The sequence below is a fragment of the Paraburkholderia sp. HD33-4 genome (assembly GCF_021390635.1).
Taxonomy (GTDB): Bacteria; Pseudomonadota; Gammaproteobacteria; order Burkholderiales; family Burkholderiaceae; genus Paraburkholderia.
In genome coordinates, this window is sequence record NZ_JAJEJS010000002.1 from 403,532 (window position 1) to 418,626 (window position 15,095).

13 protein-coding genes are annotated in these 15,095 nt (G+C 63.5%); 6 read left to right on the top strand and 7 right to left on the bottom strand.

Features of this window, described 5'->3' with window-relative positions:
- Positions 1 to 89: 89 nt before the first annotated feature.
- The 3 genes from L0U84_RS21755 (at position 90) to L0U84_RS21765 (ending at position 2,708) form a co-directional block, all read left to right on the top strand.
- Positions 90 to 746, top strand: a complete 657-nt coding sequence (locus tag L0U84_RS21755; RefSeq protein WP_233852575.1) for a LysE family translocator — start codon at positions 90 to 92, stop codon at positions 744 to 746.
- A gap of 32 nt (positions 747 to 778) precedes the next feature.
- Positions 779 to 1,201 (top strand): NUDIX hydrolase, encoded by a 423-nt coding sequence (locus tag L0U84_RS21760; RefSeq protein ID WP_233852577.1) that lies wholly within the window; start codon positions 779 to 781, stop codon positions 1,199 to 1,201.
- A gap of 361 nt (positions 1,202 to 1,562) precedes the next feature.
- Positions 1,563 to 2,708: a branched-chain amino acid ABC transporter substrate-binding protein gene (locus tag L0U84_RS21765; RefSeq protein WP_233852579.1), complete on the top strand. Its 1,146-nt coding sequence runs from the start codon at positions 1,563 to 1,565 to the stop codon at positions 2,706 to 2,708.
- 79 nt (positions 2,709 to 2,787) lie between these two features.
- Here the strand turns inward: L0U84_RS21765 and L0U84_RS21770 are convergent, their stop codons facing one another.
- Complete coding sequence (locus L0U84_RS21770; RefSeq protein ID WP_233852581.1) at positions 2,788 to 4,179, bottom strand: TIGR00366 family protein; 1,392 nt, start codon at positions 4,177 to 4,179, stop codon at positions 2,788 to 2,790.
- 345 nt (positions 4,180 to 4,524) lie between these two features.
- On the opposite strand from L0U84_RS21770, the gene L0U84_RS21775 reads away from it, so the two are divergent.
- On the top strand, positions 4,525 to 5,346 hold the full coding sequence (locus L0U84_RS21775; RefSeq protein ID WP_233852583.1) for an alpha/beta hydrolase: 822 nt from the start codon (positions 4,525 to 4,527) through the stop codon (positions 5,344 to 5,346).
- 235 nt (positions 5,347 to 5,581) lie between these two features.
- Entirely contained in the window at positions 5,582 to 7,444 is a 1,863-nt protein-coding gene (ilvD, locus tag L0U84_RS21780; RefSeq protein WP_233852585.1) for a dihydroxy-acid dehydratase, read from the top strand.
- Between the two features lie 186 nt (positions 7,445 to 7,630).
- Here ilvD and L0U84_RS21785 read toward each other — a convergent pair whose 3' ends face one another.
- Complete coding sequence (locus L0U84_RS21785; RefSeq protein ID WP_233852587.1) at positions 7,631 to 8,839, bottom strand: GGDEF domain-containing protein; 1,209 nt, start codon at positions 8,837 to 8,839, stop codon at positions 7,631 to 7,633.
- Between the two features lie 348 nt (positions 8,840 to 9,187).
- Between L0U84_RS21785 and L0U84_RS21790 the strand changes: the two genes are divergently transcribed.
- Positions 9,188 to 9,649, top strand: a complete 462-nt coding sequence (locus L0U84_RS21790; RefSeq protein ID WP_233852589.1) for a CHRD domain-containing protein — start codon at positions 9,188 to 9,190, stop codon at positions 9,647 to 9,649.
- Between the two features lie 44 nt (positions 9,650 to 9,693).
- On the opposite strand, the gene L0U84_RS21795 is transcribed toward L0U84_RS21790, so the two are convergent.
- From L0U84_RS21795 to L0U84_RS21815, 5 genes are all read right to left on the bottom strand, one after another.
- The gene (locus L0U84_RS21795; protein ID WP_233852590.1) at positions 9,694 to 10,386 is read right to left on the bottom strand and encodes a cytochrome b/b6 domain-containing protein; all 693 of its coding nucleotides are present in this window, start codon (positions 10,384 to 10,386) and stop codon (positions 9,694 to 9,696) included.
- 146 nt (positions 10,387 to 10,532) lie between these two features.
- On the bottom strand, positions 10,533 to 11,732 hold the full coding sequence (locus L0U84_RS21800; protein ID WP_233852591.1) for a GGDEF domain-containing protein: 1,200 nt from the start codon (positions 11,730 to 11,732) through the stop codon (positions 10,533 to 10,535).
- A 264-nt stretch (positions 11,733 to 11,996) separates the two neighbouring features.
- A complete protein-coding gene (locus L0U84_RS21805) occupies positions 11,997 to 13,295 on the bottom strand; it encodes an SUMF1/EgtB/PvdO family nonheme iron enzyme (protein WP_233852592.1) in 1,299 nt (432 codons plus the stop codon).
- A gap of 113 nt (positions 13,296 to 13,408) precedes the next feature.
- Entirely contained in the window at positions 13,409 to 14,065 is a 657-nt protein-coding gene (locus tag L0U84_RS21810; RefSeq protein ID WP_326491220.1) for a helix-turn-helix domain-containing protein, read from the bottom strand.
- A 356-nt stretch (positions 14,066 to 14,421) separates the two neighbouring features.
- Entirely contained in the window at positions 14,422 to 14,889 is a 468-nt protein-coding gene (locus L0U84_RS21815) for a universal stress protein (protein ID WP_233852594.1), read from the bottom strand.
- Between the last annotated feature and the right edge of the window lie 206 nt (positions 14,890 to 15,095).

Genomic DNA, 15,095 nt, shown 5'->3' on the forward strand with positions numbered 1-15,095 from the left:
TTAGCGCCCCGCGACGGTCGCGGCGTTTTTTTCCGTGGCATGATGGTCGGTCTGTCGGAACTCAATCACAACGAACCGCTGGGCCTGCCATGTCTTTCCATACCTGGTTGCTTTTCGCCGCTGCCTATCTGCTCACCACCATTTCTCCGGGTCCGAACGTTCTGCTCGTGATCCGCAATTCGGTCCGCTATGGAAACCGCGGCGCGGCGGCGAGCGTTGCCGGTAATCTGCTCGCGCAAGGAGTCGTCGTCGCGCTCGTGGCGCTCGGCGTCGGCGCGGTATTGACGGCGCTGCCGCCGCTGTTCGTCGCGATGAAAGTGCTTGGCGCGGGTTATTTGATGTATCTCGGCATCAGGCAATTGCGCGGCGGCGGCAAGACCAGTGCAACCCGGGCAAGCGAGCCCGCACAGCCCGCGGCCGTCGCATCGCCCGCCCATACGTTCGAGCGCAACAAGGTATTTCGCGAGGCCTTGCTGGTGTCGGGCAGCAATCCGAAGACGATGATCTTTCTGTCGGCGTTCATGCCGCAATTCATCGACCACGAGCGCGGCCTGCCTGAGCAGTTCATCGTGATGTATCTGACGATCGCGGTCACCGTCGCGCTCGTTCATACCATCTATTCGCTCGGCGTGCGCGGTATCCATAAGCGCGTCGGAGCCAACCGTTGGATAGCGGCGATCAAGCGCGGCAGCGGGCTCGTGTTCGTCGCGCTCGGCATCAAGCTGCTGACCGCTCAGCGCGCCTAGCCCGTCGCGATGCCTGCACGAAAATGAGCCGAATGCAAAGCGTCGTCGACGTGAACGTGCTGTTTCTGAATGGGCAGGGAGAGTGCCTTTTCATCCAGCGAGCGAATACCGGTTTCAGAGACGGTCAATACGCTTTGATTGCCGGCCATCTCGAACCGGGCGAATCGATCGAAGAATGCGCGATTCGAGAATCGAAAGAAGAAGCGGGTGTGACGGTTGCGCGTGGCGCACTCGAATTCAAGCTCGTGATGCGGCGCGACTCGGATACGAACCGCATCAGCTTCTTTCTCGCGTGCCGTTCATGGCAAGGCGAGCCTTCCAACATGGAGCCGCACAAGTGCTCGGGATTCGTGTGCGCGAAGCCAGATTACCCTCCGGCGCCGATCGTCGACTATGTGGCGGCCGCCCTCGCGCATATCCGCGAGGGCGTGATGCTGGCCGACTTCAAGTGCTGATTGCCGATCGGCGGTTCGGAATCGACTTTCCGGAAGCGCGATATTCATCCTGATTGGCGGAGTTGCTGCTCGTTTCGTCACCGTTGTTGATGATTTTCCGAGCGAATCAAACGCGCAATATCCCGCTGAATAGAGCGACGAAACGACCGCTAGTTGACGCCGCTCCAATCCCTTATTGCGCGGAATTCCGACGCTTGCGGCGGTTTTGCGTTATCGTGCTGCACCCAAAATGGCGGACCACGCGAATTGCCGGTCGAGCCGTATTTCAATTCATTCTGAATGGATGAATGGTCATGTCCTGGCGGTATCAGTAATCCCCAACCATCCGGTTGGCAAGGTAAGTAAAGAGGAGATGTGTTGTATGTCGTTCAAGTTTCACAAACTGCTGCCGGTTAGCGCGGCAGTCGTCGCATTCGCAAGCGTCGCCGGCACGGCGAACGCCGATCAGGTCGTCAGGATCGGTCACGTTGGGCCGTTGACGGGCGGCTCCGCCCACCTCGGCAAGGACAATGAAAACGGTGCGCGCCTCGCGATCGAGGAAATCAACGCGAAGGGCCTGACGATCGGGGCTCAGAAGGTCACGCTCGTGCTCGACGCGCAGGACGACGCGGGCGACCCGCGCCAGGCGACCCAGGTCGCGCAGAAGCTGGTCGACGACAAGGTCGTCGCGGTCGTTGGCCACCTGAACTCGGGCGCGTCGATTCCGGCGTCGAAGATCTATAGCGACGCGGGCATCGTGCAGATTTCGCCGTCGTCGACGAACCCGGCGTACACGCAGCAGGGCTTCAAGACGACGTACCGCGTCGTCGCGACCGATGCGCAGCAAGGCCCGGCGCTTGCCACGTTTGCCGCGAAGAACCTGAACGTGAAGACGGTCGCCGTGGTCGACGATTCGACCGCCTATGGCCAGGGCCTCGCGAACGAATTCGAAAAGACCGCGAAGTCGCTCGGCCTGAAGGTCGTGTCGCACGACGCAACCAACGACAAGGCCGTCGACTTCCGCGCGATCCTGACGAAGATCAAGGGCGAGAATCCCGACGCGATCATGTACGGCGGCATGGATGCGACCGGCGGTCCGTTTGCGAAGCAGGCGCGTCAACTGGGCCTGCGCGCGAAGATGCTGTCGGGCGACGGCGTTTGCACCGAAAGCCTCGCCGACCTCGCGGGTCCGGCAGCGGGCAACGTGGTGTGCTCGCAGGCCGGCATGGCGGTCGAGCGCATGAACGGCGGCGCGCAATTCGCGGCGAAGTACGCAAAGCGCTTCGGCCATCCGATCGAATTCGACGCGCCGTTCACGTACGACGCGGTGTATATCGTCGTCGACGCGATGAAGCGCGCGAACTCGACCGATCCGGCGAAGGTTCTGGCCAAGGTGTCGGGCACCGACTACAAGGGCGTCACCGGTGAAACGACGTTCGACGCGAAGGGTGACCTTCAGCACGGCGTGATCTCGCTGTACGACTACAAGGACGGCAAGAAGACGCTGCTCGACGTCGTGAAGATGTAAGAGCGGTAGAAGGGGTAAAAGCACGAAGGGCCGATGAAGCATTGCTTCATCGGCCCTTCGTTTTAGCGCTGGTGGCCTCTTACGGCACGAGCCACAACGCCACCGCGTAAATCACCAGCGACACCGCGAACGTCACCGCCGTATAGCCCATCACGCGCTGAATCCGGATCCCCGCGATTGCAACGATCGGCACAGCCCAGAACGGCTGCAGCATGTTCGACACGTTCTCGGCCATCGCGACGCCCATCGCCGTGCGCGGCACCGACGCATGCAGGCTCAGCGCCGCGGGCAGCACGAACGGACCCTGCACCGCCCAGTGACCACCAGCGCTCGGCACCAGCAGCGTGATGATCAGCGAGCTCAGAAAGCTCCACAGCGGCAGCGTGACCGGCGACGCGATCGTCACGAACGCCTTCGCGATCATCGACGCGAGTCCCGTGCCCTTCATGATGCCCATGATCCCGCCGTACATCGGATATTGCAGCAGCATCGAGCCGGTCTGACGCGCGGCGCGGCGAATCGAATTCGCGTACGCGATCGGCGTGCGTTGCAGCGCGAGACCGATCATCAGGAAGATCAGGATCGTGTTGTTGATGTCGAGATCGAAGCCTTCCTTGTGCCACGTGATCGCCAGATAGCCGATGCCGAGCGCGAGCAGCAGCAGCGTGCCGAGCATCGACTGTTCGAGGCGCGCGGCGAGCGATGTCGCGCTGCTTGCGCGCGCGTGCGGGTCGTCGCTCGGTGCGTCGGCGGCTTCTTCTCCGCTGTGACGAAACGCGATGACGTTCTCCGCCTTCGGATGCATCTTGATGAAGATCGCCGTCATCACGACGACGACCAGCACGGTCGGCACGAACACGAACGGCGCGAAGATGGTTTCGCTGAGCGGCACCACGTGGCCGGTCGCTTTCTCGACGAGATTCAGCGCATTGCCGTGCGACGCCTGCGACAGCGCGATCGAACTCGACAGCCCGCTGTTGCAGATCGACCAGGCCGAATAGCTGCCCGCGACGAGCCACGCGAAATCGACGTCGACGCGCCGCGCGATTTCCCGCGACAGCAACGCGCCGACGATCAGCCCGAGCCCCCAGTTGAGCCACGCTGCCACCGCGACAACTGGAAACACGAGCAGCGCGGCGCGCGTCGGCGAGTTCGCGTGCGAGGCGAGCGCGCGCAGGCCGCGCTGCACGATCGGCGCTTCCGCGATTGCGTAGCCGGTCGCGAGGATCAGGATCATCTGCAGCGCGAAGCCGAGAATGCCGAACGTGCCGGTGTACCAGGAATCGAGCAGCGTCGGCAGGTTGCCGGTCGGCGCGATCAGCATCGCCAGCACGGCGACGAAGAACGTCAGGCAGATGGACAGCACGAACGGGTCGGGCATGACCTGCTCGAAAACATACACCAGACCTTCGACGATGCCGCGCGAAGCGGCAGGCCGGCCGGCGGCGTGAGGGGAAGTGTCTCGCTTCATGTGTGTGACTCTGTGTAGTGCCCGGCCAAGCGCAGGGCGGAGCGGGCGGGTGCGGCGCGCCGGCGTGGGGTGCCGGCGCGTGTCGGCGGCAAGCTTGCCTTACCTGAGCTCGATGACAGGAGACAGATTAGCGCGAATCCAGGAGCGTGGAACCCGGTGTTGCGCTGGAAAAAGGCCTCGGTTTCCTTTTCAATGTTCTTACGGTGAACACTGTTTCGGTAAACGAACGTGGCATTATTCGTCTTCGGCGCGGGCGATGTCAAGGAAACACGCCATTGCCGGCCGTGACGCGAATCGCCGACAATCCGGCGGACGATCATCGAACGATCAGGGAGACACAAGACTATGACGACCATCTATCGCGGCATGGATCGACCCACGCTCGATAAGGCCTATAACAACACCCAGGCCATCCCGAACTTCCCGGAAGTCCTGCGGGACTTCCAGCAGCGCAGCGCGAAACTGTATGAACGCGTGCCGGGCCGACGCGATCTGCGCTACGGCGAGCGTCCGCGCGAGCGTTTCGACTGGCTGCCCTGCGGCAAGGCCGGCGCGCCGACGTTCATCTTCATTCACGGTGGGTACTGGCAGAACTGCGTGAAGGAAGACTTCGCATTCATCGCCGATGGGCCGCTCGCCAACGGCTACAACGTCGTGCTGGCCGAATACACGCTCGCGCCGGACGCGTCGATGACGCAGATCGTCGGCGAAATCACGGGCTTGCTCGATCATCTGCAAACGGACCCGGACGGGCTCGGCATCGCGGGGCATCCGCTGTGTCTGAGCGGGCACTCGGCGGGCGGTCATCTGACGGCGTTGCATCGCGCGCATCCGCTCGTCACGAACGCGCTGCCGATCAGCGCGCTGGTCGATCTCGAACCGATCAGCCTGTCGTGGCTCAACGACAAGCTGAAACTGAGCGAGCAGGAAATCGCCGCGTACAGTCCGATCCATCACGTCGGCGCCGGCGTGCCGACGGTGGTCGCGGTCGGCGGCGCGGAGTTGCCGGAGCTGGTCCGTCAGTCGGACGAGTATGCGGCGGCGTGCGAAGCGGCGGGGCAGCAGATCGGGCTCGTGCATGTGCCGGGCTGTACGCACTTCTCCGTGCTCGACGATCTCGCCCGCGCGGACGGCGTGCTGATGACGGCGCTGGCGCAAATCGGCTGAACGGTCGCGGTATCGATTAATATCTTTCTCGACCTAATTACGGCGAAAAAATATATTGGACGTCTTACTGGCGTTCTTGCACTATTCGTTCCCAGCGCAAAGTCCGCGCCCTATTGCGATCCCCACCGCCCGCGAGCCAATCGCTATGCCGCCGCCGATGCAAGGCGCCGCGGCGCATCGGCCGGCCCGAGCGGGCGCTCATCAAAACCGATAACAGCAATACCTGAGGATACAGATGCCCCACTATCGCTCACGCACTTCGACCCATGGCCGCAACATGGCCGGCGCCCGCGCGCTGTGGCGCGCGACCGGCATGAAGGACGACGATTTCGGCAAGCCGATCATCGCGGTCGTGAACTCGTTCACGCAGTTCGTGCCGGGCCACGTGCATCTGCGCGACCTCGGCGCGCTGGTCGCGAAGCAGATCGAAGCGGCCGGCGGCGTGGCGAAGGAATTCAACACGATCGCCGTCGACGACGGCATCGCGATGGGCCACGGCGGCATGCTGTATTCGCTGCCGTCGCGCGAACTGATCGCGGACTCGGTCGAGTACATGGTCAACGCGCACTGCGCGGACGCGATGGTCTGCGTCTCGAACTGCGACAAGATCACCCCGGGCATGCTGATGGCCGCGATGCGCCTGAACATTCCGGTCGTGTTCGTGTCGGGCGGTCCGATGGAAGCGGGCAAGGTCAAGTCGCCGACCGACGGCCAGGTGATCGCGAAGATCGACCTGATCGACGCGATGATCAAGGCCGCCGATCCGAAGATCAGCGACGCCGAAGTTGCCGAAGTCGAGCGCAACGCGTGCCCGACCTGCGGTTCGTGCTCGGGCATGTTCACCGCGAACTCGATGAACTGCCTGACCGAGGCGATCGGCCTCGCGCTGCCGGGCAACGGCACGATCGTCGCGACGCACGCATGGCGCAAGGGCCTGTTCGAGCAGGCGGGCCGCCTCGTCGTCGATCTGTGCCGTCGCTACTATCAGGAAGAGGACGCCTCGGTCCTGCCGCGCAGCATCGCCACCAAGCAGGCATTCGAAAACGCGATGACGCTCGACGTCGCGATGGGCGGCTCGACCAACACCGTGCTGCACCTGCTGGCCGCCGCCCAGGAAGCGGGCGTCGATTTCACGATGTCGGACATCGACCGCATCTCGCGCAAGGTGCCGTGCCTGTGCAAGGCGGCGCCCATGACCGACAAGTACCACATCGAGGACGTGCATCGCGCGGGCGGCATCATCGGCATTCTCGGCGAACTCGCGCGTGCGGACCTGCTCGATCTGTCGTGCGGAAACGTGCACAGCGGCACGCTCGGCGACGCGATCGCGAAGTGGGACGTCGCCGGCAACGCAGGCGAGGAAGCGCAGAAGTTCTTCCGCGCGGCGCCGGGCGGCATTCCGACCACGGTCGCGTTCAGCCAGGAAGCGACCTACGCGACGCTCGACACGGACCGCAAGAGCGGCTGTATCCGCAGCAAGGAGAACGCGTATTCGAAGGACGGCGGCCTCGCGGTGCTGTACGGCAACCTCGCGGAGAAGGGCTGTATCGTGAAGACCGCGGGTGTCGATGAATCGCAGTGGCTGTTCTCGGGCCGCGCGCGCGTGTTCGAAAGCCAGGACGACGCGGTCGACGCGATTCTCGGTGACAAGGTCGTGGCGGGCGACGTCGTGGTGATCCGCTACGAAGGTCCGAAGGGCGGTCCGGGCATGCAGGAAATGCTGTATCCGACTTCGTATCTGAAGTCGAAGGGCCTCGGCAAGAGCTGCGCGCTGTTTACCGATGGTCGTTTCTCGGGCGGCTCTTCGGGCCTCGTGATCGGCCATGCGTCGCCGGAAGCGGCGGAAGGCGGCACGATCGGCCTCGTCGAAGACGGCGACGTGATCGAGATCGACATCCCGCAACGCAAGATGCACCTCGTGGTGTCGAATGAAGAGCTCGCGCGCCGTCGCGCTGCGATGGAAGCGCGCGGCGACGACGCGTGGCAGCCGACCAATCGCGAGCGTGTCGTGTCGCAGGCATTGCAGGCGTATGCGGCGCTCGCGACCTCGGCCGACCGCGGCGCGGTACGCGATATTTCGCAATTGAAGCGCAAGTAAAGCGCAAGTAAAGCGCGGACTCGCGCGGATTAGCGCGGATTAGCGCGGCGGCCCCTGTTCGCGGTGACGCGAGTGGGGCCAATAGAGACCGGTATGCGGGCGACCGCATGCCGGTTCTTTTTTTTGCGGTGGCAGTGCGAACGGACGATCGATCAGGCGTCTCGTGTGCAGCCCCGTGCGGAGCCTTTAAGCCGGCAATCCGGAAACGATGTCGTCGGAAGGCTGCGACGACCCTGCCAGCACCACGCAGTTTCTGCCCTTGTCTTTCGCGACATAGAGCGCCGTGTCGGCTCTGGCCATTACCGAGGCAACGGTATCGTCATCACCGAATTCGTCGACGCCAGCGCTGAGCGTGCATGCGACGTCACCGGCCGGAGCGCGCGAAACGGACGCCGCGACGATTGCACGCAAGCGGTTCGTGAGACGGGCAGCCTCTTCTTTCCCAGTCAGCGGAAGCAGCAGCGCGAACTCTTCACCGCCGATGCGCCCCAGCACGTCGGTTTGCCGTATTTCGCTCGAGATGGTCAAAGCAACGTGCGCGAGAGCCTGGTCGCCGGCTGCGTGCCCGTACCGGTCGTTGATACCCTTGAAGTTATCAATGTCCAGAATTGCGATAGACAGCTTCGACTTCGCCGCCTTTGCCAGCTCGAACAGCGCCTCGGTCCGGGCAATGAACGCTCGCCGCCCGAGCACGCCAGTCAGATCGTCGATGGTGGCGAGGCGTTCCATCCGCTCCGCCAGCCGGTCGTGCGCCAGCATGACCATGCCTACCGACAGGCATGGCAGAGTCAGGATGGCCATGCCGAGAAACGCAACGTTCAGAGGCGTCTCCTCCAGAAAAGTCGTTTCATGCGCGATGCCGAATCCGTATACGACGCAACGGACTGCGTGAATCACCGCCCCCAGCACCGCGGCGATGGACACGAAGTGGTAGCCGTATTTTGGTCTGCCCGCCGGCCGGTACCGCTGCACGAGCCAGGCGATGGCAAAGCGGATATAGGCGAGAAAGCCCGAGATCATCGCACCCCGGGCACTGACGTCCGGCGACACGTAGGTCCAATAGACGAGTCCGACGAGGATCGCGCCGAGCGCGCCGTATTCCCAGATCACCGCTGGCCGCCGATGAAAGAATCGCCGGAAGCCCTGCACCGCGAGCAGGGAGGCCACCACCAGCAAGACGCTCGCGCCTACTACAACAGCATCCGACCTACGGAAAATGAGGAGCGTGGCCGTGACAGCCAGCAGACCGCTTGCCACACACCAATGGCGTATCCCCGGGACCTGAGTGTGAAACAGCGAGCCGAGAACGGCGACACTCATCAGGCAGGACAGAATCGCAATGCCGATAAGAGCGGTCGGGATGGACATGGCAGCGTAACAATGGGTGTGATCCATGAAGGCACCTGGCGCGACCCGAGGTCGCGCAGCTACGTCCGCTGCCTTCGCGCAAAGCGCATATCGTACCGGAAGAATTTTCGGCGCCACTGCAATCCGAAGGTCAAGTTACAACGATCGTCGTCCGACGGCTTCCTTTCGAATCGCTGGCCGGACTGATCTGGCGTCGACGTGCCGGGAGGGTCGCCATGCAAGGGCCGAAGTTCGGCCGAATGCAAACTTCGCGTTACGGCCGGCTTGCGTCTATCCTTGTCTCACTTGTTGGGCTGCCAGCGGCGCCGACGAGGTCTTCTGCAGTGTTCAATAATCGCCCGCCCACCAAGGGCAAACCCAACAGGAGAAAACCAGATGTCACGATCCATCTCGCAGCGCGCTTTCATGGTGTTTGGTGGTTTGGCCTTAGCGGGGACGCTGACTTTGGCGCAAGCGGCACCCGTCTCATTCGACGTACCGTTGACGGGCGCTCAACAGGTTCCGCCGGTGCAGACTCCGGGCAGCGGCACCGCCAAGCTCACGTACGACTCCAGCACGCGGGTCGTCACCTGGAACATCAGCTTCAGCGGATTGACGAGTCCCACCACGATGTCGCATTTTCACGGACCCGCCCCTGCCGGTAAAAACGCCAACGTCAAGATCTGGCTCTCGAAGAAGGGCAGCATGGAGGTGACAAGCCCGTTCAGCGGTCAGGCCACGCTATCTCCGGACGACGCCAAGATGTTCGAAGCCGGTGACATGTACATCAACGTTCACACGAAAAACAATCCCGATGGCGAGATTCGCGGCCAGGTGATGCCGCCGAAGGGCAACTGAGCCAGGCACGGCGGCGGCGCCCCGAGGTCAGGTTTGCGGCAAGCTCAGAGATAAGCCGCGAGCAGCATCACCGCGGCAGCGCCGACGCCGAGCGGAAGCAGCGCCAGCAGCGCTGGCGTCTGCCGCGGCGCGTCCACCGACGAAGGAAGCTGTTTGTAGCCGGTCAGCATCGGACGCAGCAGGTTGTGTCCCTTCGCTACCGCGTAGAGGGCGATCACGAGCACGTGCAGCGCCACCGCGGCGAGCAGCACGTACCAGACGAGCCCATGCAGCGTCGAGATTGCGTTGGCGAGCCACGCGGGCACCAGCTCGCTCAACGGCCCTTCGTCGGCGATGTCGTTGTTGACATAGAGGCCGCTCAGCGTCTCGGCCAGCAGCAAAGCGAGCAGCAACAGCACCATCCAGCCGCCGGCCGCATTGTGGCCTACCTGGACGTCCGGCTCGCGACGAAACAGGCGGCGCAAATGACGCAGCGCAGCCGCGGGCGATGCGACGAAACTGCGAAAGCGCGCGGTCTCACTGCCAAAGCAGCCCCACAGCAGCCGGAAAATAACCAACGCAAGCAGCGTCTCGCCGACCCGCACGTGCCAGTCGATCCAGTCCAGCTTCAAGGTGACGTAAGCGGCCGTGACCAACACGACCACCAGCCAGTGAAACAGCCGCACCGGCGCGTCCCACACCAGCACCGGCCGGGTGACGGGCTGGGGCGGCCGTGTGGCAGGTTCGTCAGGGTTCATGTGTCGTGAGTACGTGCGCAAGCGCGCTGGGATGAAATTCGCGTGTTTCCCGGGCTACACGGAAAATCGACGCAGCCGTGCGGGCAAAGAAATTCAGTGTTTCGAGCGGGGAGCACGGATTGCCCCGCGCTCTATCTGCCGGAAGCTTAAAGCCGATTTCCGCTCGACGAGCAGGTTGCGGCGGGGAGCGCGGCCGTCGGCGTCTGTTCGAGCCGATTACCGCCCAGCGATTTGGCTCGATACAACGCCTGGTCGGCGGCTGAGAGCAGGTCGGTGAGGGAGGCCGTTTGGCGACTCGACTCGGCGAGTCCAACGCTGACGGTGGCCCGAATCCGGTCGCCGTCGGCGCCATGGGAAAGCGCGGCAAACCGGTTGGCAACGGTCTCGCCTACCTTTTTTGCGCGTTCGCTGTCGTGGTCCGGCAGCAGCGCGGCGAATTCTTCACCACCGATGCGTGCAAGAATCGCGTCCGCACCCGCGACGGCTCGAACGGTTTCCGCGAATGACCGCAAAACCTCGTCGCCGGTCTTGTGTCCGTAGCGATCGTTGATTCTCTTGAAGTGATCGAGGTCGAACGCGAGGAGCGTGACTGGTCGTCGATGCGCGTGGTGGTCGCGGATAACGCGCTCCCCATCTTCGAAAAACAACTTTCGATTGCCGAGGCGAGTCAGGTAATCCGTGCGGGATTCCTGCAGAAGCTCACCATGAATTTCTTCCCGGGTTAGCCGGAGCAAGGTCATCGGCAAAATGACCGAGTAGAGAACCCCTTCGTACATCGTGATTTCGCTGGAGACAGCCAGCACGCGCGGCCCGAAGATCGGAACCAGCCATGGCAGCACGAACGCCCGGGCGACGTAAAAAAGCGCGTGAATGCCCGTCACCGCGACGGCGACGCGCCTGGCTTGAACCGCCGGCATGCCATCGCCTCGCATCAATTCGAGCGAGGTCATGGCTGAAACCAGCGCGATCGGGATGGCACTGACATACATCCAGACGGCAGCCTGCCAACGCACCCCAGCTATTGCCCACGTGAGCCCCATCAGGACAAGCAAACCGATCGAGCTTGCGAGATAGCGCCGGCCGTTGAACATGGCTACGCCGTCCAGGACGAGCAGGTAGCCCGCGAGAATCACGAGATTGCTCACTGCGGGGCCGGCGGCCCCGAGCAGTTGCACCCGAAATGAAGCCAATGCGCAGCCGATTCCGAGGGTGGCATAGCCGGCCGCCAGCCTTCGCAATTCCTTGCTGCGCTTGGGATGAGACAGGTGTTCCCAATACATCATGGCGGAACTGGCTAATAAGGTTCCGATCACGAGGAGGTAAAGGGTGGCTAGATCGACTTTCATCGCTGACTTCAGAGCGCGTCCCCGCAGCAACGGGGACGAGGGTGGAGACTACACACGTGATAACGGCAAAGGCCGCGCATTCTTGCGAAATGATAACGGAATGGGTGGCACGGGGACTTGAAGCCGGGAGGTGGGCACACGGTTGGCCGGTTGCGGTTCGTGCGCGATCGTTTGCAATTCCAGGTAGACGCTGCCGTCTGCAGAAGCCTTGGTCAAAGCATGTGCCGACAGCTTAAAGCGCGAGTTGAAGAGATCTCGGCCGCTTTATTCGACAGCCCGCACGCACCGAAACCCCGCGTACACATACTGATAATGCGGCTGAAACCAGTTGCGAAATTCCGGCCGCAGCATGCACAGCGCGGTACGCGCCGAGCCGCCCTTCAGTACGTAATGCTGCCCATCGAAGAAGTTGGCCGAATAGCCGGGATAGAACGGAAACGCTTCGAAGCCCGGCAGCGCTTCGAATAGCGTCGAGGTCCATTCCCAGCCGTTGCCGAACTGACCTTCCGCGCCGCAAGTGCTGACGTTGTCCGGATGCGCGTCGACGGGCCGTGGATCCCAGCTACGGAAATCGAAGTTGCCCGACGCCGCGTGCGGCGCACCGTGCGCCGCGCGTTGCCATTGCGCCTCCGTCGGCAGGGCCTTGCCGGCCCAGCGCGCGTAGGCGCTCGCTTCGGCGTGGCTCGCGTAGACCGGCCAGTCGAGCGGCAAGGGCACGTCATCGAACATGGTGCGCAGCGTCCAGCCGGCGCGACCGTCTTGCGACACGCGTTGCGACCAGCCGGCCGGATGCTCGATGCGCCCCGCCTCCTTCCACGCCAGGTCCTTCGGCGACCACCATTTCGGATCGCGATAACCGCCGTCTTCGAGGAACTCGAGGAACGCACCGTTCGTGACCATGTAGCGGTCGATCTCGAACGCGGGCAGCTCCACGCCCAATGCGCCGAACTCATTGTCCCAGCCGAAGCGGCCGGCCTCGCGCGGCATGCCGAGCACGGTCGTGCCGGCCGGCACGCTGACCATCGACGACAACCCGTCGCGCTGCTCTGCGCGCGTCACCACCGGCTCGCGCAACGCGGTGTTCTTCTGCTCGAGCGGTAACTGATGGAGCATGTACGCGAGCGTTTCCGCATGCATCAACCGATGCTCGATCGCGACGTTCAGCAATTGCACGGCCGCCTCGTCGTGCGTCGGGTTGCCGAGTTCGTCGAGCGCGGCGTCGATCTGGCGACGCGCGCACGTCGCATACGCGCGCACGGCGTCGAGCGACGGCCAGTCGGCGGGTTGATCGGTGGGAAAGCCGCCGCCTACCGGATCGATGCCGAAGGCGAACAGCTGGTCGAGGGGCGGCGCGAAAGCCGGTAGATCGAACAGACGCTGGTCGAGCAGATTGCGATCGAACGCTTCGAGATGGCCGATATAGAACACGACGCGGTGGCGCTCGCGGATCGGCCGTTCATACAGGTAGTCGGGTTTGACGATCGCAAACAGGTCGTCGGTGACTTGACGCGCGTCGAGCAGGCGCTGCACGAGCGGATGATGCGGGGCAGGGTCGCGATTCATTGGCCGGGGCTCCATGCAACACGGTTGCCGTGAGGGGCGGTCTGAAAACTGTACCCCGATTGCAGGCGGCGTGCCAAGACGAACAGGTCGACCGCTCAGCCCCGCCCAGCCGCTCAGACCTGCCGCAAGCCTTCGAGATCGACGATGTGAATATGCTTGCCCCGCGTGTCGATCAGGCCGCGCTTTTGAAATCTTGACAGGGTGCGGCTGACCGTTTCGAGCGTCATGCCGAGGTAGCTGCCCATGTCCTCGCGCGTCATGCGCAGATTGAATTCCGACCATGAGTAGCCGCGCTGCGCATTGCGTTGTGACACGTCGAGCAGGAAGGCGGCGACGCGTTCGTCGGCGGACAGCGAGCCGAGCACCATCATCTGCGCAGCCTCGCTGACGATCTGCGCGCCGAGCAGCTTGTGCATGCGCTCCTGGATCGAACTGATTTCGCGGCACAGCAGCTTCAGCGCACTGTATGGGACGATGCACACCGTGCTGTCTTCCAGCGCGACGGCGCTGCACGCATGGACGTCCGCGCTGATGCCGTCGAGCCCGAGCGGCTCGCCGGCGAGCCGCAATCCGGTGACCTGCTCGCGGCCGTCGCGGTGGATCATCACGGTCTTCATCGAGCCCGAACGCACCGCGTAGATACTGTCGAAGCGGTCGCCGCTGCGATACAGCGCTTCGCCGCGCGACACCGAGCGCGCCGAGCAGATCAGCGTTTCGAGCTTCGGCAGCTCCTCCGCCGACAGGCCCTGCGGCATGCAGATCTGACGCATCGAACAGCTGGAGCAGCGCGCGGCGGTACGTGCGGATGCGCGTGCCGCCACGGCCTCGCGGCTGCCGCGCCCGGCTTTGTCGGCGGAGCGGATCGAGGAACGGGTCACAGCAGTAGGATTCAGCATGTTCTGCGCGCGATTATTGGTAGTAGTGAAATTGTCCCACCCGCTATGACCCGCAACTGGCGGCAAAATGACGCGTTCGCTGCTCAGCTGTGCCGAGCGACGGCGCATGCTCCGACGGCGGTGGGAAGGTGGGCCGCCGCGAGTCGTGTCGACGTCGCGCGTCGACGGGTAGCGTGGCTCGGTTCCGGCAGGGCAGCGCGTGGCGCGCCGCCTTGCGCGCGTTCAAAACGTCAGGCGGGATCCTTGTCGGTGCCCGCGGCGGACGGTACCAGCAGAACCGGTAGCTTCGCCTGGCGCACGCAGCGTTCGGCGACGCTGCCAAGAATCAGCCGCTGGAAGCCACGACGGCCGTGCGTGCCCATCACGAGCAGGTCGGCGTTGAATTCGGCCGCGGCCTGCAGCACGATCTCGGCGACATCGCCCAGCGACGAAGCCTCGGAGACCGCCGGGTCGCCCTTCACACCTTGCTCGGCCATTGCTTTCGAAAACTCGGCACGCAGTTCCTGACCTTCCTCGATCAGGCGGTTGCGCAGGATCGACGGGTCATAGCCGGGCGCCTCGAAATACATCGGCGTGTTTTCGACGACATAAAATGGCCGCAACACCGCGCCATTCGATTTGGCGAGATCGAGCGCCGCTTCAAACGCACGGCGCGAGGTATTGCTGCCGTCGACCGCTACAAGGATGCGTGTGTACATTTCGGCTCCGCGTCAAAAATGCGTCTGCCACATTGCTAGCCGCGGCAGGGTTTATTGATCTTTTATACCAACGAAGCTTAGATGATGGCCGGAAAAGATGCACCGGACCAGGATGTAAATCAAACATTTGCCAAATATTCAGGCCCGTTGCGGACCAACTCGAGGGCGCGGCGGCGCGCAAGAGCGGCCTCGCATGCTTACAACCC